This window comes from Hymenobacter fastidiosus (assembly GCF_039539565.1).
Taxonomy (GTDB): domain Bacteria; phylum Bacteroidota; class Bacteroidia; order Cytophagales; family Hymenobacteraceae; genus Hymenobacter; species Hymenobacter fastidiosus.
The window spans coordinates 184968-205303 of sequence record NZ_BAABDJ010000035.1 but is presented as its reverse complement, the minus strand read 5'-3'; the positions used below and the strand labels follow the sequence as shown (position 1 = coordinate 205303).

The 20336-nt window shown below is 55.5% G+C and carries 11 protein-coding genes; 8 read left to right on the top strand and 3 right to left on the bottom strand.

Annotation, left to right across the window (positions count from 1 at the left end):
• Positions 1–478: 478 nt before the first annotated feature.
• The 8 genes from ABD833_RS15065 (at position 479) to ABD833_RS15030 (ending at position 17728) form a co-directional block, all read left to right on the top strand.
• Positions 479–1207, top strand: a complete 729-nt coding sequence (locus ABD833_RS15065) for a DUF6577 family protein (RefSeq protein WP_345074090.1) — start codon at positions 479–481, stop codon at positions 1205–1207.
• 73 nt (positions 1208–1280) lie between these two features.
• Positions 1281–3377: a methylation-associated defense system DNA methyltransferase MAD2 gene (gene mads2 / locus ABD833_RS15060; RefSeq protein ID WP_345074089.1), complete on the top strand. Its 2097-nt coding sequence runs from the start codon at positions 1281–1283 to the stop codon at positions 3375–3377.
• Entirely contained in the window at positions 3374–4792 is a 1419-nt protein-coding gene (gene mads5 / locus ABD833_RS15055) for a methylation-associated defense system restriction endonuclease subunit S MAD5 (protein WP_345074088.1), read from the top strand. The genes mads2 and mads5 overlap by 4 nt, the downstream gene beginning before the upstream one ends.
• Positions 4793–4846: 54 nt before the next feature.
• Complete coding sequence (gene mads6, locus ABD833_RS15050; protein WP_345074087.1) at positions 4847–8995, top strand: methylation-associated defense system protein kinase MAD6; 4149 nt, start codon at positions 4847–4849, stop codon at positions 8993–8995.
• A 12-nt stretch (positions 8996–9007) separates the two neighbouring features.
• Complete coding sequence (gene mads7, locus ABD833_RS15045) at positions 9008–10597, top strand: methylation-associated defense system protein MAD7 (RefSeq protein WP_345074086.1); 1590 nt, start codon at positions 9008–9010, stop codon at positions 10595–10597.
• Positions 10597–13419 carry a hypothetical protein gene (locus ABD833_RS15040; protein WP_345074085.1) on the top strand — a complete coding sequence of 941 codons (2823 nt, stop codon included), beginning with the start codon at positions 10597–10599 and terminating at the stop codon, positions 13417–13419. The genes mads7 and ABD833_RS15040 overlap by 1 nt, the downstream gene beginning before the upstream one ends.
• Before the next feature lie 66 nt (positions 13420–13485).
• Positions 13486–16155 (top strand): ATP-binding protein, encoded by a 2670-nt coding sequence (locus ABD833_RS15035; protein ID WP_345074084.1) that lies wholly within the window; start codon positions 13486–13488, stop codon positions 16153–16155.
• Positions 16156–16303: 148 nt separating this feature from the next.
• Complete coding sequence (locus ABD833_RS15030; protein WP_345074083.1) at positions 16304–17728, top strand: hypothetical protein; 1425 nt, start codon at positions 16304–16306, stop codon at positions 17726–17728.
• Between the two features lie 36 nt (positions 17729–17764).
• Here ABD833_RS15030 and ABD833_RS15025 read toward each other — a convergent pair whose 3' ends face one another.
• Genes ABD833_RS15025 through ABD833_RS15015 form a run of 3 tightly spaced genes read right to left on the bottom strand, consistent with a single transcriptional unit; the run spans position 17765 to position 19893 of the window.
• Positions 17765–18508, bottom strand: coding sequence for a hypothetical protein (locus ABD833_RS15025; RefSeq protein ID WP_345074082.1), 744 nt, complete (start codon positions 18506–18508; stop codon positions 17765–17767).
• A gap of 24 nt (positions 18509–18532) precedes the next feature.
• Entirely contained in the window at positions 18533–19522 is a 990-nt protein-coding gene (locus tag ABD833_RS15020; protein ID WP_345074080.1) for a relaxase/mobilization nuclease domain-containing protein, read from the bottom strand.
• Positions 19522–19893: a plasmid mobilization protein gene (locus ABD833_RS15015; RefSeq protein ID WP_345074079.1), complete on the bottom strand. Its 372-nt coding sequence runs from the start codon at positions 19891–19893 to the stop codon at positions 19522–19524. Before ABD833_RS15015 ends, ABD833_RS15020 begins: the two co-directional genes overlap by 1 nt.
• Between the last annotated feature and the right edge of the window lie 443 nt (positions 19894–20336).

Here is a 20336-nt window from a genome sequence, read left to right as displayed (position 1 = left end):
TACCAAAGCTAACGCCGATAAAACTGACGCAATGTCTTTTGTCAGTTTTGTCGGCGTAGAGATTCAGACAGTGGTTAGGACTTCAATGGCGAGCAGGGGTGGGCAGTTAGGTTTGGTGTTAGCAGCTTGTGGTGGCAGGATGAAATATCACGCCAGCCAGAGCATACAGTCATTTGCTAACACCATTGTATAGAGCATGGCCACCATCTACTTCTGATTTGAGGGCAGAAAGGAGCTAGCCATTCTTCTCTCAAAGCCCTTTCTTGTAAGACGAAGTGCACCATTTTTCCGTTTGGCTAAAAATATTAGATTGACTAGGAAAGTATAATCATGGTTAGTAAAAATGGGTTTTTAAAGTTGCTTGTGAAACGTATGACAAGCAAAATTTCGGCAAATAGCTAGTAATTTTTGCCGAAAATTTGGAAATACTAAATTCGGCAGCAACCTTCGCTTAAGAATTGGTAAAAACCTGTCTGGCGTGCCGCAAACCCTACCTACTTCGCCCTTACAGGAAATGCTGCTGAGTCGGCCGGAATGGTCACGTCAGGAGTTGTTGATGCTGCTGGGACAAGAGCAGCCAGGAGTGCCGGTGGCAACTCTCGTCTCACGCCTGCACACACTGAAAATTAAGGGAGTGCTGCACTCAGTGGGACGCGGCTGTTACACCTCGCTGGCCCCACGCCCCACCTTTGCGCCGGTACTCGACAGTGGCACGACCCGGCTCCTGCGCCAAGCGCAACTGGCCCTACCCACCGGGGCGGCGCTCTGCTTTTCTGATACCGCTTGGCTGAATGAGTTTCACAATGGCCCAATGCTACCGAGCTACCGACTATTGGAAACCAGCAAAGTCCACTTGCCCGCGCTCTATGAGGCCTTGCTGACGCATAGCCGGCTAGTATTTCTAAATCCCGACTCGGCGGCTGTACTCACCTACGTGCACCGACACGAACGGGCCGTGGTGCTACGGCCTCTCATTAGCGAGGCCCCGCTGACGAGAACGGGTTCGGCTAGCACTAGTCCCATTGAAAAGCTACTGGTAGACACGCTGGCCCACCGCGACTTATACCTCGATTATCAGGTGAGCCTGCCTGGCATCTTTGCCCAGGCCCGCCAATGCTACGCCTTGAACGAAAGCCGCCTGCGCCGCTACGCCAACCGGCGCGACCTGTGGGCCGAAGTGCAACACCTACTCCAACCCGAAACCTAGCCTGCGCTTGCTTCGCGCTATCCCCGTCCCACGGCCCACCCCGCAAGTTCCGCCCTGCCAAACGCCCCAACCCATGCAACCCGACGACCTGACCGACCCCGACCTGCTGACCGAAGACCCGGCTGAGGACGAAAGCACTGCCCAATGCCGCCTAACGGGCCAGCCTATTAAGGAAACTGGCAAGGAGAAGAACTTGCAAGCTCTAATTCTGATGCTGCTCGAAGAATACGGCTTCGACAAGGAAGATATGGCCCGCGACTTCACCGTAACCGGCACCACCGATGAGGGTAAGAAGTGGAAGCGGCGCGTGGAACTGGTGGTATTCGAGGCGAACGCCGAGCATAAGCAGGAGCATCTGATTCGGATGTGCGTGGTGAACGACGAAAAAACGAAGCCTAACGACCCCAAAAAAGGCTGGCCGGTGCTGCAAGACGCGCTGAGCGCGGCCGAGAACTGTGAGTTCGGACTGTGGTCGAACGGCACGGTGTTCACCTTCTTTCAGAAAAAGCTCGATGCGATGAACGCCGTGGTGTTCGAGGAGCTAGCTGACTTTCCTGGGGCGGGCGAAACGCTGGCCGACCTGGAGCGCTCAGACAAGATGACCGGCCGCAGCCCGGCCAACGAGTCGCTGGTGCGCACCTTCCGGGCTTGCCACGACTACATTTATGGCAACGAGGGGCGCCAGAAAGACGCTTTCTGGCAGCTGCTGAACCTGATTTTCTGCAAAATCTACGACGAGAAGCGCCGCGACATCTGCGCTCGCGAGGGCAAGAGCTACCGCCGCTACTTTTGGGTGGGGGTGAAGGAAAACAACACCGAGGAAGGCCGCGCCGGTGTAGCCGAGCGTATCAAGAGGTTGTTTGCCGAGATGAAAGAATCCCTCGAATTTGCGGAGGTATTCGAAGGCAATGAAGAAATCCGTCTGACCGACCGGGGCCTGGGCTATGTAGCGGCCGAGCTGGCTCGTTACTCCTTCTTGGATGCAACCGTTGACGTGAAAGGCCTGGCTTATGAAACCATCGTCGGCACGACACTGAAGCGGGAGCGGGGACAATTCTTCACGCCGCGCAACATCGTACGTGCCATGGTCGAAATGCTGGACCCCCAGCCCGACCAACGGGTGCTGGACCCCAGCTGCGGTAGTGGGGGCTTCCTGGTGATGGTGCTCGACCACGTGCGGCACAAGATTGCCAAGGACCTATACCCCGACCTGGAAGGCGAATGGCTGCGCGACAAGTACAACTCGCCCGACGTAAACGAAAAGGTACTTGCCTATGCCCAGCAGTATCAGTTTGGCATCGACTTCGACCCCGACCTGAAACGAGCGGCCCGCATGAACATGGTGATGGCCGGCGACGGCCACGCCAACATCTTTCACTTCAATTCGCTGGAGTACCCTAAAGGCAACTTTCCTGACATCAAGACATTCAATGATGCTGTTCGGGACAGTGTGGACGCGGCAGGTGACCAGGAAGAGACTGACCCACAGTATTACACCAATGGTTTAGGCTGCTTTGACCTCATTTTCTCGAATCCGCCGTTTGGGGCTAAAATTCCTATTAATGACCAAGGCATTCTGCGCGAGTTCGACCTGGGCCATACTTGGCGGCGCATGGCCAACGGTAAAGAGTGGGATAAGCAAGGCGTAGCCACGAGCCAGCCTCCTGAAATCCTATTCATTGACCGCTGCTATCAGTTTCTCAAACCTGGTGGACGTTTGGCCATTGTGCTACCCGATGGCATTCTGGGCAACCCAAACACCGAATACTTACGGGCTTGGATACTTCGCAAATTTCGGCTCTTGGGTTCAGTGGACTTACCCGTAGAGGCATTTTTGCCACAGGTAGGGGTCCATGCTTCACTGCTGTTTTTGCAAAAGCTCACTGATGTAGAACGCAGCTTGGCATATGACCGTGGCGACCACGATTATGAAGTGTTTATGGCCATTGCTGAAAGGGTTGGAAAAGACCGCCGAGGTATACCTGTCTATGAGCGGGACGAGGATGGAGCGGAGATTGTCCGCTCAAAAATCATCTCTTATTTAAGCTTAGATGGGAAAACAGGTGAAAAAAAACTGAAGCACCGTACCGAAAAGGCGCCTACAGTCGATGACGACCTTCCCAAAATCCGCGCTGCTTACCACGAGTTTGTTAAAAGCCAAGGACTATGATAACAGCACGTGCAAAAGCTGCTTGGTTTACCGAAACAGGTGTGCGCTTAGATGCCTCCTATCACTTAAGCGAAGGGCGACAGGCAGAATATAAGATTAAGCAAAGCCCAAACGGTTGGAAAGAGCTTGGAGACATAACAAAGCGGATTTTCAATGGTGGCCGGCCTAAACGGTACTACGTTGATGATGTGAAGCGTGGCATCCCTTTCATGGGCAATGCTGATATGCTAAAAGCGGACTTCACTTCTTTGAAACTGATATCAAAGACTAAGACCGCAAATCTCAGCGACCTATGGTTTGAGAAGGGGTGGACCCTTCTTTCTCGCTCAGGCACCTATGGTGGTACTCTTGGTAAAGCTGTTTATGCCACCGAGGATTTTGTTGGCAAAACAGGGTCGGAACACATAATGCGTGTGGTACCAGATGTAGATAAAATACCGGGAGGCTATCTGTATGCATTTCTAGCTTCAAAATATGGGTATGGGCTGCTTACCCAGAACACATACGGTTCGGCAATACAGCATATCGAACAGCATCACGTTCTTGATTTACCCGTGCCGCTTCTATCTGAAGCAGAAGTTAAACAGATAACTCAGTGGGTTGAGCAATCCGCTAGTTTCCGGGAAGAAGCAACTCGTTTAATGAGGAAAGCAAGCGAAGACTTAATGCTCGCTTGCGAACTTTCAGAACTTACGGCTGATGAGTATGAATACTTTGGTTTCCATCCTGGAAGCAGGCCTGTCTCAACTTTTACTTCGCGTAAAGTAGATGCTACGACTCTTACTGCTTTCAACTACTCAAAGCGTATAGGTCGGCTCCGGGCGCGGGTCATCGAAAATGTGAATACTGTGCCACTAGCGGAATGTCTAGAAGGCAACCGGTTTTTCAGCACTGGTTCGTTCAAACGGTTGGAGTTGGACTCGCCCACCAGTATTGAGCTCATAAACCAGTCCGACGTCTTCGACATCCGAATAAAGGGTAAGCGCTTGGCTCGCAAATACGCCGGCAGCCAACGACTTGTAGATTATGGCGAAGTGCTGATTGCAGGTGTCGGGACACTAGGCGAAAACGAAATCTTTTGTCGAGCCCTGTTCGCTGGAGAGGAGCTGCGCGGCAAGCTGATTTCGGGGGAATTCATACGCATGAATACGAATGGCACAGTACCACCTGGCTACCTCTATGCGTGGTTGGCCAGCGAGTACGGCTTTCGTCTAATTCGGGCCACGCAGTCTGGCACTAAGCTCTGCCGTCCGATACCGAAGCTGTTGGCTGACGTGCCTGTACCTGTTTTGAGCACTGATAAAATGGAGGAGATACATCAGCTTGTAGTTACGGCCCATGCCAAACGCTATGAGGCACTTCAGCTTGAAAACCAAGCCATTCAACACATTGAATCGGCAATTGCTTCTTGGTAGCAAGCTGGGCATAGAATAATAACTAAGGATTAACCTTGTTGACTCCATAGCCGCATGGCACGAATCATCAACCCAGCCCACCATGAAGGCGCGGTGCAGGCCGGCGAGCAGCGGCTCCTAGATTTTCTAGAAGCCCAGCTACCGGACACGTTTTTGCTGGTTCCCAACGTGAACCTGGCATACCGCAACCCCCGCAATAACGCGGTGGACCTGCTGGAGTATGACTTGATAGTAGTGGCCCCCCATGCGCTTTACCACCTTGAAAACAAAGATTGGCGAGGGCACCTCATTGGCGACGACCACACCTGGCGGGTAAGTGGCCGTAGCTTCAAAAGCCCCCTACTCGGGGCGCGGTTCAAAACCAGTGTATTGGCTAGCCGGCTCAAACAGGAAAATGCCGCCTGGGGCCGGGCGTGGATAGAAACGTCCATCACGCTGTCGGACCCATCAATGGTGTCGCGCCAACTGCCCGATGCCACCGGCAGCCGGGTATTCTCCCTTGACCAGTCGCTCACGACTTACCTGCAAGACCATGACGCGGCCCGCAGCACGCCTGGCAAAATAGCCGACCTGCAGGAGGGTGTGGTGGCTTTCCTAACCGGCCTCAGCCAAGAGCCACGGCCCGAGCCTAAACTGTTTGAGGCCGATTATGAAGTGCTGGACATCCTGGCCCAAAGCGCCGACTGCACAGAGTACCTAGTGCGGCCGCGCGGCCTCGACGGCGCTGGCCAGAAGCGGGTGCGTGCCTATAGCCTTGATGTGCACGAGCTGAGCCCCGCCGACCGCGCGTTTCGCCTGGGCGTAATTCGCAACCAATACCAGGCGCTCCAAAAGATTGGAGCGGCGCCTCATGTGCTTACCGTTCAAATGTTGACGGATGAGTTGCGGGGTGAATTGTTTGAGATAACCGATTACCTGGACGAGAAGACCCTGGCCATGGAGCTGGACCGGGCCACGTATTCGTTGCCCGAAAAGCTAGCCCTGATACGCCAGGTGGCGCTGGCCCTACAAGCTGCTCACGCCGCCGGCGTGTACCACCGCGATGTGCGGCCGGCGAATATCTACCTAACAGCTGCAGGCGCCTTCCTGGGAAACTTTAGCCGGGCCTTTTTCCGGGCTGCGCAGCGCGAAGGCATCACGGTACTGCCAGCAGCGGCGGACGATGATGCTGATGCCCTACCTTACCGCGCCACCGAGCTGGACGACAGCCCGGCAGATGCCACGGCAGCCACCGATGTGTACGGCCTTGGCCTGACCTTGTACGAAACCCTGACCGGCGAACGGGCTCTGCCCAACTCCTGGCACGACCTAGACCACTGGCAGGGCAAACTTCCTGCCTCAGAGCTACCGGGCCGCCGGGTACCTGGCTTGCCTGAGTGGGTGGATAACCTGGTAGACCAAATGGTGCGACTGCAGCCAGCTGACCGGCTGCAAACCATGACCGAAGTATTGGCCAAACTCGACCAGGGCTTAAGCAATACGCGCACCCTGACTACGCCTGCCCCTGCTAGTACACCGGCACCGACTGCCTCAGACGGTCGCATTCGCGTGGGCGACCAACAGGAGTCTTACCTTTTTGTGTCCCCGCTGGGCGAAGGCGGCTACTCGGAAGTATGGAAGGTGAAACACACCCTGCAAGGCGAAGAGCGCGCCATTAAGGTGTACAATGAGAGCGTGAATACCCGCACGGTGCTCGATGAGTATAATGCGCTGAAAGGCCTCGACCACCGCAACATTGTCAAGTTCGTGTGGAATGGAGAACTGCCTACGGGCCGTTTCTTCACACTGATGGAACTGTTGGAAGGTGACTGCCTGGGCGACTACGTTGGTGGCGTGAAAGGAGAGCAACGCCTTCCCTTGCCCATTATATTTCAGTTGGGACAGGAATTGACAGGGGCCTTGCGCTACCTGCACGAGCGCCCACACCCGATTTTCCACCGCGACATCAAACCTCGCAACATCATCTGGCACCGTAACGAACGGTTCGTGCTGATTGATTTCAACGTGGCTACCTCGGAAGCTGCTGACAAGGACCACGTAGGTACCTCCTTCTACATTGCCCCCGACCGGGTAGTGGACCAAATGCGTGTGCGCTGGGATGAGAGCTGTGACACGTTTGCCCTAGGCATTACGCTCTTTGAGTTGGTGTGCAAACGCCATCCTTGGGCAGATGCTAACGGCAAGGCCAACAAGCCAATCATTACCCGTGAACCGCACCACCCCAAAACCTTACGGCCGGAGCTGTCAGACGGGTTTGCGGCTTGGCTCTTAAAAGCGGTGCAGCCTCAGCGAGCTGACCGTTTTGCCACTGCCCGCGAGATGCAGGACGCGCTGGAGCAGCTGGGCTTGCCGGGCTTGCTGGCCGACCGCCTTGTGCCCGCCACGACCATCCCGACGGAGAAGTTTGTGATGGAGCTGAACAAGCTTTTTAGCCAGTCGCGCTACACCAACGCTGGTACCCGGGGGCTCGATGCGTTTGCCGAGCGCACCTACATCAAGACGCGGCTGGACACCAAGCTCATCAACGACATTCTGCAAGCCAAATACCGGCTGGTAATCATCACGGGCAACGCAGGCGATGGCAAAACGGCTTTCATTCAGAAGCTAGAAAAAGAGGCCCAAAAGCTATTTTCGGCATCATTTAAGCGCGACAGCGTAACGCAAAACGGCGCTTCATTCGAGTCGCAAGGCATACCGTTTCAGAGTAACTACGACGGCTCGCAGGACGAGGGCGACAAGGAGAACACGCAGGTACTGGACGAGTTTCTAGCTCCCTTTGCCGGGCGCGCTGACTTCGACAAGGTACCGGCTGGGCGGCTCATTGCCATCAACGAGGGCCGGTTGGTCGAATACCTGCAAGCGCACCGCGCCGAGTTTGGGGCTTTGGAAAAGGCTGTAGAGGCTTTTTTCTATGAGGAAGGCGTAACGGACCTGCCCGCTGGTCTGCTGCTGGTCAATCTTAATCTGCGCTCGGTGGTGAGCCTGAGCGAGCTAACAGGCGAACAGAGTATTTTTCGCCGCCAGATAAAAGAGTTGGTTAAACCGGAGTTCTGGACCGGATGCAACACGTGTGCGGTGCGCGAGCAGTGCTTTATCCGATACAACGCCCAAAGCCTAAACGACCCTGATGCCGGCGACGAAGTGCTGCGCCGCATGGAACGGCTGCTGCTAACCGTGCACCTGCGCCGCGAGCTGCATCTGACCATGCGCGACCTGCGCTCGTTGCTGGCCTTCTGGCTTACCCGCGACCATAGCTGCGCCGACGTGAAGGCACTGGCCGCGGCCGGCCAGGCAATGCCTTTGCTAGAAAAGTATTACTTCAACTTACCCGACAGTGAGGCTGAGGATGCTGGCAACCGCGACCGGCTGGTGAAGTTGGTTCGCCTGACCGACGTGGGCCAGCGGGCCTTACCCGAGCTTGACCGCAACCTGTATTATAACCCGCTGCAAGGCCGAAACTATCTGCCCTTCAGCGCCCAGCGGGAAGGCGACCTGCTTAGCTGGCTGGAACGCGAGAAAGTGGCGCTACGTGACGCGCCCACCGAAGAAGGGCAGCTGCCGCCCCAACGGCCTCTGCACCGCCTGCTGGCCCGCCACCAGTATTTTGAAGGGCGCTTCGATTCGGATTTGCGGCTGCCCTATCGGGCCGTGGGGCAGTTTGCGAAGGTGTTGATGGCGACGCCGGTCGAGCAGCAAAGGGAATTGGACAAGCTACGGCTCAACATTGCTTACGCTATTGCTATCCTGGAAAGGTGCCCCAATAAGCTCATCAGCGAGCAGTATCTGGTGCTGGCCGTGGGCGAAAAAGACAACGTAGCCATGACCTACCGGCTATTTGCGCTGGCCGACTTCGAGCTGCGTCTGGGCGTGCCACCCAAGCGCACCGAATACTTGGAGTATTTCCCGGACCGGCTGGTATTTCGCCATCTGACCTTACCGCACGTCTCGATGGAAATCTCACTCGACCTGTTCGAGCTGCTGACTTACATCGGACTAGGCTATCAGCCCTCACTCAACGACTTAAAAGGGCGCTTCCTGGAGTTACAGCTTTTCAAAAATCTGCTGGCTAACCTGCCCTACCGGCAGGTGCTGGTAACAGGCGACCACCGCGACTATTACACTGTAGAAGCCGACCCGCAGAACAAGATTGTGGTGCAAAAAAAGCAGTTTGCTGCGCCCGTACTCCTCGCTCAACCCGCTTAATCTGCCCGTCCTATGCCCATTAAAATGCCCAAACTGCCGTTTCGCAACGAGCAGATATTCTTCATTGATGCCAAGCAGATTAACCTCGACCGGACGCTGGTGAACCTGTACGTGCTGCTGAAGCACAACGGCGGGCGCACCCGCAGTCGCGTAAGTCAGGCCAACAAGCAGGTGGGCGAGAAAGAACTGATGCAGGTTTTCCGCTCGATGGAAGAAGCCGGTCAGGCCAGCGGCATTAAGGAAAACCAGCTGGCTGTGCGGGGCTGGCTGCGGGCCAACCTCATGGACATGGTGTACCGGGGACAAGGGCCGGAAAAGGAAAACTTCACTTCGCTGAAGCCCATCCATTTATTCAGCTACCGCATTCGTAACCAGAAGCACACCCGCGACTACAATTCGGCAGACCAGGTGTATTCCATGCTGTCGGTAAAACCGGCGGTGCGCGAAGAGCTGCAGCGCTATTTGAGCGAAGGCTGGGACGAGACCTCGAAAACCGTCAGCCCGAGCGCCCTGCTCGACATTGACTCGTTGGGCTTGCTGCGGATGATTGACATTGTGCAGAAAACGCAGCCCGACGCCACAGGCGATGCTAAGCCGGTATTTGACAAGATTGGCCCGCTACTGCCCGCCGAAGCGGCCACGTACTGCGACGACGTACACCGGCTACTGCAATACCGCCACGTGATACCGCGCCACGTGCTGCTGGATTACCTTAAGACGCTCACCGGTTTTCACCTGAGTCTCTACCTGCTGCGCCTCATCCGCTACGTGCCCGAGCTGGTGAGCACCGGCCAACTGCCCGCTGTGCGGCCTCTGGACATCGTACTCGATGTGACCGACAGCCCCGACACCGAGGCCGGGCAACTGGCAATGGACGATGCCAGCCAGTTCTACAACAGCTTACCCGACTACGTACGGGCCGTTTTTGCCATCAACAACAGCTTGGCCGCGCTGCCCTTTGCCGCCCGCGACCTGCCGGCTAAGCAGCGGTTAGAGCTAGCTGTGAAGGCAATTAGTGGCCTGGACACCGAGTTTGTGGGTTATTGCCGCCAGCAATTGAGCGAAGTGTACAAGGGCACGCCGGACGAGCTACACAAGACGCTGGACGACCTAGTGGCCTTGGAAACCGACGACGTGAACCGCTACCTCGCCGTGTTTTTGTACGTGCGCGGCGCGTGGCACCAACTCTATCACACCAACCTGCTGGATTCGCTGCTGCTCAAAAACACTGAGAACGGAATGCTGGCTCAGGGCAAAAGCCGCCGCCATAAGCGCCGCTTTGTGCTGGGCACCCGGCTGCTTGAAGCCTTGGTGCAAATCAGTGTGTTGCGGACCGACGACGCCACGGATTCCTACTACAGTACAGCAGTTTCCATCGAAGACTTCACCGCGCACCTGCACCAGCGTTACGGCATCGTCATCAACGGGCTGGGCCTGCCTCGTTTTCAGGATGCTGACCTACGCATCCACGAAGCATTCAGCGAGAACGTGGAGGCTCTCAAATACAAGCTCCGCCAAATTGGCTTCTACACACAGCTGAGTGACGCCTACCTGCTGCAAAAAATTCGTCCCCGCTACACGCTCAATTCCCAGCCCGCCTGATGTCTTACAACGCTATTGTTATTGACGCTATTGAGCAGAAGTTTACGCCGCTGCTGCGCCAGGCCCCCAAGGGCCACTGCATGAAGCTAGGCGGCGTGGCCGACCAGGTGTTGGAAACGCTGTGGGAGCGGTTTACCGAAGCCGCTCCCAAGCTGGAATGCTACATCCTAAGTCAAAATCCGCCCGCCGGGCAGCCGCGCTACATTCAGGCCACCAAGCTCATTGAACGTCGAAATCTAGAAGCTGCGCCGCTGCTAGTGCTGTGCCCGGCCATGCTGCGCACGGCGGCCGAAGACTCGTTCGGCAACGCCACGTTTTCGGAGTTGGATTTGAGCGACATTGAGGCCCTCATCAACCGGCAACTGCGCGAGCGGGCCGAGGCCGTGGGGCTGGCCAGTGGGCCGTTCGCGGCCGTCATCAAGTTTATGGACAGTGGGGTGAGCGTTGAGAAGCGTAACAAGTTTTTGCTGCACGTGCTGGACGAGCCGGCCAATGCCACCCGTACCGGCCACGCCTTGCACCTGCTGGACCTGATTCCGGATGGCGACTTGTTGAGCAACCCAGCCAAGACCCCAGCCCGGCTGAATTATAATCAGCAGTGCATCAATACGCTGTGCGAGTTCAGTAAAGGCGTTTATGAGCGCCTGGCTGCTTTGCCGGTGCCGGCTAACCCAAACACTCTTCAGCTAGAATTGGCTCGGCTGCTGCGCGAGAACGGAGCGGCCAAGTCGCCGGCTGCCCTCACTAAGCTTATCCAGGCGCAGTACCCGCAGTTGTTTTTTGAGCATTGGCCCATTGCGGAACTGCACCGTAGCCAGCCCCCGAAGCTGACCGTGGAGGACTTAAAAGGCAACCCGAGCAACGTGTTTGAGCGGGACGAGAACGGCAAGCTCGAACTGCGTGGCAACCTCAGTGCCCCGGTAAAGGTGAAGGTTAAATTCAGCACCGACCCCAAGCCAACCAACATCGCTGACCTGGGTCATTTTCAGGCCGACCTGATGCAGGTGGTGGGAGCAGGTGACTACGCCTGTGCCATTCCGCAATTCGACCGGTGGGTCAGCGGGGGCAGTCAGGGTAAGAGCCGTACACGCGAGATGAAGTTTGACGCGAACCTGCTGGAGCCAGGGGAATATTTTTTGCGCGTTTTTGCACTTGATACGCGAGGCAACGTGCTCAACACTAACGACGATTTTCAGGAGTCGGAGGCCCAGGCCGAGTGGCGGCGCCTGCAAGACCTTGACGGCGAAGCGGCCAACCGCCTGGATATCAAAGGCCGTTGGACCTCGGATACGGAGATTTTCTATTTCGAGGCCGATAAGATTGATGGTGACCCGGAAGGCGAAACCTCGCGGCGGGAAAAGGTATCTAGTGTGCTCCAAAGTTATTTCCGGTACCGGCTCGACTTGCTACTGCGGAAGCACGAAACCACGGAGCGTCGCCTGGAGCCGGACGAGGACGAATGGCGCTGGCTGAATGAGCCGGATAAGCAGACGGCTTCCAATTTTCAAATTAAGTACAAAGACTCGCCCTACAGTTTTCAACTGGCGGTGTCGTCAAAGCTGCGAATGTTTCAGCAGTATGTGTTGCAGTACCCGGCAGGTTTGGGGCGTTTGGCAGTGGAAGCACCCGTTGCCGGGCAATCCCTGGCGGCGGATGCCCTCACGCCCGAAACCAGTGCTTTGAGCGACCATGCCGGCACCCAACCTTTCCTGGAGGCTCGGCGCGAGTTTTTTGCGGTGGTAAGCGAGAGCATCGCCAGCAAAAACGGCATTTTTGAGACTTTTGACCTGGCGCTTCATCGTGACGCGGCCACGGCTTATGTCCAAGCTTACGCTGACTTGTTGGCCGGGTTGAAACAGGAACAAGAACAGTGGCTAGATTTGCCGGAAGAAGGAAAAGCACAACTACAAGAGTTGCTGGTGGCCGTGCAGCAACTCGATATGGTGTCGTTGGGGGGCCGGCTGCCCGATACGCAGGAGCGGTACGCCGCCCTGCTGGTGCCGCCCCTGCACCCGCTGCGGCTAGGCTGGCAGCTAGGCTTACTCCAATTATTTGAGCGCTGGGAGAAACTAACCCGCGAGGATTTTGACCGGCAGGCCCCGCATTGGACGGCCGAGATAGAGCAGTTGTTTTTCGGACGCTTGCAGCCCACCAACCACCCGTTGTTGGTGAAGGACGCCGATGTGCAGCCCTACGAGTACGCTGGCGAGCTGTGCTTTGGCTGGGGCGTATTCACGCGTACCGTGACGGCGGGCAATGACTCCGCCCTGGCAGCTGCCGGGTCAAGCCGCTCGCTGGTGCAGTACTTACAACACGTGCTCGACTTGCGCGGCACAAGCAGCGTGATTGAAAATGACGTGGATGCCGAGGTTGTCATTCATCACCTTAAAAACTACCTGAAGCTGCACCCCTATACTGAGCAGCTTACCCTCAATATTTTCAATCCGGGCGAGGGCCAAGTGTTCCATGACGTGCTGCTGAAGCTGGAGCAGTTGCCCACCTTCAAATCTGTGCGTTATGAAATCCGGCTCTTCACCGCACATCGCTCACTGGTACAGGAAGGCGAAGCTTTCAATCGGCTGCTGAACCCGGCTACCACTCTCACTGAGGAAGCTGAGGCATTTACCCAGCCCACGCGCAACCGTTTGTTTCCCAAGCTTCGGCTGAGCATCAACCCCACGGAAGACTTTGGCCGTGCCCCTGCCGGAGCCGATGCCCACCTAAGTTTCGTTATCAACCCGTTTCCGCTGACGCCGCGCATTCAGGTACCTTCACGGGATGCTTCCTCGTTTCATCTTGCGGGCCTAGTTGTAGAGCCATAGGTTGATTTTCTGGCCACCCGCTCGCCCGACACCTACACATGGACGCGATACATTACGCCGGGCGCCATGCCCGAGGCTGATGCTGGCGTTATTGGAGCAATCGTTCACCAAGCTTTTCAGCAACTCAGTGAGTTCACAGCCACGTGTCTGGCTGGCAAGCCTACGGCCTCGCTGCCTGCCACAGAGCTGCGGCTGGGTGGCCCGGAAAGCGTGTTAATTGATAAAATACATTCCTATTCGGATTGGGTTGTCACGTTTGACCGGCACCTAGGACCCGAACTATTTGACCTGCCCGTGGAAGACGGCCAGGTGCCTTTTCTGCTGGACTATCTGCCTGGGCAACAGTTCCTGGGCGTGTCCACGTTTCTGACTAGCAAGCCCGGTGCGGAACTAATTCACTTGCTTGCCCCCGTTATGCAGGTGCTGACCGGCACCCTGGCCCCCGGCCGGCTGGAGGTCTTAACCCAGGACGTGCTCAACGACCTGCGCACGGTCAGCGGCTCGTTGGTGATGAAGCTGAGCAGCCAGCCTCACCAAACCAAGGTGCTCGAATACGCAGGCATTGCCCTGGCCAAGCGGCTCTTAGAGAAGCAGGGCTTGCTGGACTATCAGTTTATCATTCCTATTGACCTGCACCAACATTTTTTCAAGGCGAGTGAGGAGAATGCCAGCCAAAGCCGGGCTGACTTGCTACTGGTAGACGCTGACCCCGAACGCAACACCATCCACGTGCAGGTGGTGGAAATAAAAGTGCGCACGGCCGATTTGAGTAGCAGTGAATGGAGCCAATTGTGCGAGCAGATGAGCGACCAGCTCACGAACACCATTCTGCACCTGCGGCAGCGTTTCGACTTCGAGCAATTTGCCAGCACCACCCGGTTCGACCAACCCTTGCGCAGCCGCGAATTGAGCGAGTTGTTGCAGTTCTACGCCGAACGAGCCGCTCGCTACGGCCTGCTAAGTGCGGATGAGCCCGAGCGCCTACGCGCCTATCTGGGGCAACTTACCACAGTGCCCTATCAGATGGAGTTCACCCGTCGCGGTATCGTTTTCAACCTTGACAGCCCGGTAAAAGTGCAGCGTGACGAGTACGGCGACACGGTGTACTACCGCGTGGGCCGTCCTGGTATTGACGCCCTGCTGGACCCCGAATCCACGTTCAACACGCGCCGTCCCACCCCCGAATGGCACCGCCTCCGCGATGACCTGACGCGCCGCCGGCCTCTGCAAACCAAAGAGCTGCCAACTTCCAATGGACGCGTAACAACTACTGATGGGGTAGTTGCTTTGCTTAGCCTTGAGCAACCCCCGCACCCGGCGGTCCCCACCCCCAAACTGTCACCTACCATTGCCGTTACGGCCACACCTAACCTAGTAGATGAAGCAGTTGCCTCTCCTTTACTAGTTGACGCGATTGGTCCGGTTGTGACCAATGCAGAAGGAGTAGATGTAATTTCTGGTGGGGAGCACAACCCCACTCGGGAAGAACCAGGGGCTGATAGTACTGAGACGCAACCGGCAGCCACACCACCAGCTTACAATATTTATGTAGGTGAGAATGAGCCTTCGTCGCAGTATGGAATGTTGGGCCGCACGCCCCACGGCCAGAGTGTGGCGCTAGACCTAAACGGCACTCAGACCATCAGTCTCTTTGGGGTGCAGGGCGCTGGCAAAAGCTACTCCATCGGCACCATTACGGAGATGGTATTGCAGCACATTCCTAACGTGAATGCGCTGCCTAAGCCGCTGGCGGGAGTAATTTTCCATTACAGCGAAAGTCAGGACTACAAGCCTGAGTTTACATCCATGACGGCACCTAACCGCAAGCCCGGCGAAATTAACCGTTTGCAAGAGTGGTATAATGCGCGGCCTCAGGGCATGAACGACGTGATATTGGTGGTTCCCAAAGCCAAACTGGCCGAGCGGCAAGCCGAATACCCCGACTTAGAGGTTAAGCCACTCTCGTTGTCGTCAGCCGAATTGAGTATTCAAGACTGGCGCTTTCTGATGGGTGCCATTGGCAGTCAGGCATTGTACATGAAGCACCTAAACAGCATCATGCGCGACCTACGGGGTAACTTGACGCTAACAGGTTTGCGCACTGCCATTCAAAGTACGTCTTTGCTTAATACTTCGCAACGTGAATTAGCGCTTTCGCGCCTCTCGCTGGCTGCCGAATATCTGGACGATTCTACTCGTTTAGGGCAGCTAATGGCTCCCGGTCGGCTGCTGGTAGTGGATTTGCGCGACGAGTTCCTAGACCAAGACGATGCGCTGGGACTGTTCGTCATCATGCTAAACATCTTCGCCAACGCACGCTTGCCCACCGGCGAAACATTCAACAAGTTCATCGTCTTCGATGAAGCCCACAAGTACATGGGCAACGAGGACCTCACGGGAAGCATTGTAACGGCTATTCGGGAAATGCGCCATAAGGGCGTTAGCTTACTAATTGCTAGTCAGGACCCTCCTAGTTTGCCTAATGCTATCATCGAGCTCAGCTCGGCGGTTCTTGTTCACCGCTTTAACTCACCGCAGTGGCTTAAGCACATACAGAAGTCTATTGTCCAATTCGACAAGCTCACGCCCGCTGACCTTTCGCAGTTAGGACCCGGTGAAGCCTTCCTGTGGGCTACTCGCTCCAATAATAAGTTGGTGACTCAGCAGCCCATTAAAATCCTGACTCGGCCTCGAGTGACACAACACGGGGGTAACACCATACGAGCAGCTGATTAAGCAATACGATTTTCGATAGTAGAGCGTGTGTAAGGATGATAAACGCAAGTCTGCCGCTCTGTATCTGACCCTGATGAAGAAAAAGGTGCCTAAACTGGAGTTAACCCAAGTTAGGTTTGTGCCTTAACACGCTTTTCAGCTTTGTCTCATGTCGGAGTTCCGAAAAAATCCTGGTGGAACAGCCGCCGAGCAATACCTGGCTCGACTCGGTGAGCGGTCCTTTCTAACGCTTTGGAGCTATGCCAGCCCGTTTCGTAACCAAAACGCCAGCACGCAAGGTGGCGATGGTAAAGAATTGTGCGACTTACTGGTGGTGTTTAACCACCACGTCATTATTTTCTCCAGTAAACACTGCCAATACCCTACTACGGCGGACCCAATTCTAAATTGGAGCCGGTGGTACAAGCGGGCTGTAGCTGCTGGTGCCGACCAGCTCTATGGGGCCGAGCGGTGGCTGAAACAGCACCCCAATCGAGTGTACTTGGACAAAGATTGCCAGCACCCGTTCCCGGTGCCTCTACCCGCTGCCGCCAACATGAAGGTGCATCGCATCGTGGTAGCGCATGGTGCCTCGGGGCCGTGCCAGGCAGAATTTGGCGGCACAGGCAGTCTGATGCTAGACAATCAGGTAGTGGGTCCCGCGCACTACGACACCCAGCGGTTCAAGCCGGAGCCCTTCACTGTAGGCTTGGTGGACCCCGCCAAGGGCTACGTTCATGTCTTCGATGATGCCTCGCTAGCGGCCGTAATGGGAATGCTGGACACGATAACCGACTTCGTGGAATATTTAGAGAAGAAAGAGGCTCTGCTAGTGCATCAAGGCTTAAAAATATGGGCAGCTGGAGAAGATGATTTCGTTGCTCACTACTTGCATAGCACCGACCAAGATGAGGACAGCCCCACGTTTGGCCAACACTTCTTCCCAGTTTCGCCGGGTTATGAGGGTGTGAGCATTGAAGAAGGGTACTGGCGCGATTTCATCCGTAGTCCTTACTACCAATCTAAACATGCGGCCGATAAAGGCAGCTACACCTGGGATGAGCTAATAGAACACCTTTATACAAATACCGCCCCCGGCAAGGCTCACCCACTAAGCACCGACACGTCGTTTGCGAGCCGGGAGGCCGGGTTACGGCTCATGGCTCAAGAGCCCCGGCTGAGTCGGCGGATGCTGGCTAAGGCTTTCCGACAAATGATAGAACAATCGCAGCCCGGCCAATACCGGGTAAAACACACCAGCGCAACCGAAGATACGGGAGTGCAATACTTGTTTCTGCTGTTGCCTCATGCCGAGGGCGTGCCCGAGGCGGACTATCGAGCAGAGCGTTTTAAAGCCCTACGTGCTTACTGCTTGGCCGTCAAGTTTCGCAACTTTGGCAACACCCGAAAACTCGTTGGCGTAGCCGCCGAAGCCGGAGGTTTTGATGCTATTAAGAGCTTCGATTTGACGTATTTAGATGGTGCCGTATGGTATGTAGATGAGCAGAAGGAAGCTGAAGTAGCTCATTCGCTACTGTTTCGAAACGCAGTGGCTTCTACATACCACGAGGACGAATCACCCGAAGTTGAGTAAGCATCGGAGAAACAATGAGGCGGCTAGGTCAACCGCTTAATGTGCTACAGACTTCACCGGTTGCGCCAACGACATGGGACGATAGTCGCGGAAGTAACCAGCAGACTTCGGATACTTCCGCTTGTATCCCTTTATCTGGTTTGAATAGAAGATGCCTGCATCGGCCATTCGGTCACTCTGTTGTTTCAAGAGGGTACGCTGTTGCTGTAAAAGGATGCTCTGCTGTTGCAACTGTTCATATTGTCCTTTAGATACCCGGAAAAACGAGCTGTAGATAATGAGAGCCAGTAAACAGACGATAGGTGTCCCCAGCACCATTGCCAAGATTCTCTTATCCCGAAAAATATCCAGGCCCACCGACTTGGGCATCTGGTCCACTATTTCTTCTACCTGGTCCTTCACTACCAGCATCTCTCCCCTTAGGTAGCCGACAAAATCAAGCGTCCGCTTCTCCTGCTGGGCGAACTCCTTATTTATTCTGGCCGCCGTGTCGCTGCCTGCCTGCCGCAGGGTGTCAGAGGTAGGCAGCCCGGCCGATATCAGCGGCCCCAGTTGCTTAGCCACGGCAGCAGCATTCAAGGCCGGCATTTGAGCTGCCAACAGTGGAGCCAGATGCTTCGCCAGTGCTTCGGTGTCGAATGTTATGGTCGGCTGGGCTTTGGCCTCGACAGCCGCCAGCAGTTGCTGTACTTCTTCGCTGCTCGCGGCCTTCTCGGCTAGCAGCTTCTTCATACCCTCCTCCAGGTAAGTTATTTTCGAGAAAACGTCGATAGGCTCCATAAGTGTCAGGAAATAAATGAGTTATTACAAACCAAATTCAAAGTCATTTTGGGGTAGCACGGGAATCTGTGCTGCCTGCACGGCAGGTTTCGGGATGCTATCCTGCTTTTTTGTCTGGGCTTGTTTCGCGCCATCGGCAAACAGCTGCCCCAGGGCTCCAGCAGCAAAGGCAGTCCCCAACTGCTGAACAGCATCATGCTGTGCGGAAGATTGGGCCCGATACTCCGCGAACGATTTTTGCAGGTTGCCAGCACTGAAATCCTTACCGACCTCGCTGCCCTTAAAATTGAAGCCGTTTTTGGAGAAGACGACCCCGTACACGACCATCCCTTCGGCCTTTTTATGCATAAGTGGCTTTACCACAATGCCATTCCACACCACCTTGGTTTGCAGGTCGTCGAATGAGCCAGTCTTGCCCTTTTGGGGAGCCAATGCGTTCGCCACTTCGTGCCGCGTCCGTTGCCAGTCTGCCTGCCGCACCTCTCGGGGCGTGCGAGCCTTCAGCTGACTTGGAGTTGGCCCCGGCTGCTTAGCGTGCTCCCGCCCGCGCTGCTCCGCCGATATAAGCCCTAGCTGACGCTCCACTTCCTTGGCAGCTTCCCGGCTGCGCTTGCCAATGAACTGGTCAGAGATTGTCTTGCCAGTATTGTCGACGCGGTTGATGATGAGGTGTGCATGGGAATGGTCGCGGTCGAAATGCTGTATTAGCGCCCATTGCGTATTCTCAATTTTCATCTCCTTGCGCCACGCCTCCGCCGCCTGCCTAAGCATCTCGCCAACCTGCTCCCGCGTTTTGCCGACAGCTTCTTCCTTCGGCAGTGAGATGGCCACGTGCAGCACGGCGTTGCCCAGCCGCGGCCGCTTGTCGCGCTGGAAATCGAAGTCGGCGGCCATGTGCGCAACACTGTCCGAACGCACCCCTTCCGCCCCCAGCACCCGCGCTTCCTTGCACTCCTGCATAGCGTATTTGACGAGGCCCGGAAAGGTCTTACCTGTTTTGGTCTTCGCAGTCATCAGTTCCCACAGCCGTTAATTTCCGCCATCTTCTGGTCCACCTGTGCCAAAATGTGCTGCACCTGAGCGGGCGGTACAAGCCCTAAATGTGCTAAACTCATCAACTGATTTAGGTTCGTGCCCAGCTTCACCAACTGGTTGTAATGCTCGTCCAAAGCTGGCTCGTGCCGTAAGGTGATAGGCTTGTCATTCCAGGCCATGCGCAGTATTTCAGACCGCTTACGGCCGGTGTCGGCTACCTGCTCATTCAGCCGGTCAAAGTCGGCGGCCGGCATGGTGATGGTGAACGAAGCGTAGTGGACATCCTGCTTCGGGCGGCCAGGTCCGCGCTTCTTTTTAGACTCTTCGGGAGTATCGTTTTGAGGCGTCATGACCAACTAGAAGTTAGAAGGTTAGAGCCCCCGGCAGAGGCGAGAAGAGTGAGGCGATAGCCGAACGGGTTTTGACAACGTCAGAACACTTCTTGCTCCCCGTAGCCGCACAGTTTGGGGTCGTCAGGTAGCTCTTATTGTTTCCCCCACTGCCTTTTTGCGACCACTCTGAAACGAGTAAATCTGGAATGAAAATCACGATGCGTAGATGATTAGTGATACTTGTTAAGCAGAAGCAATTCCTGATTTGAAGCGTTAATTTGCTCATCAAAAACCCTTGTTCACTAGCAAGATAATAACCCGCAATCTTATTCCAACTATTATTTCAACACTTTAACTATTAATAATTTAAACATTGTTAAAACTATTTCTTTCTTAAACAAAACTAATAAAACATGGCAAAAATTAGCCTTATAAAACAAGAAGAAAACCTCACCTCAGGA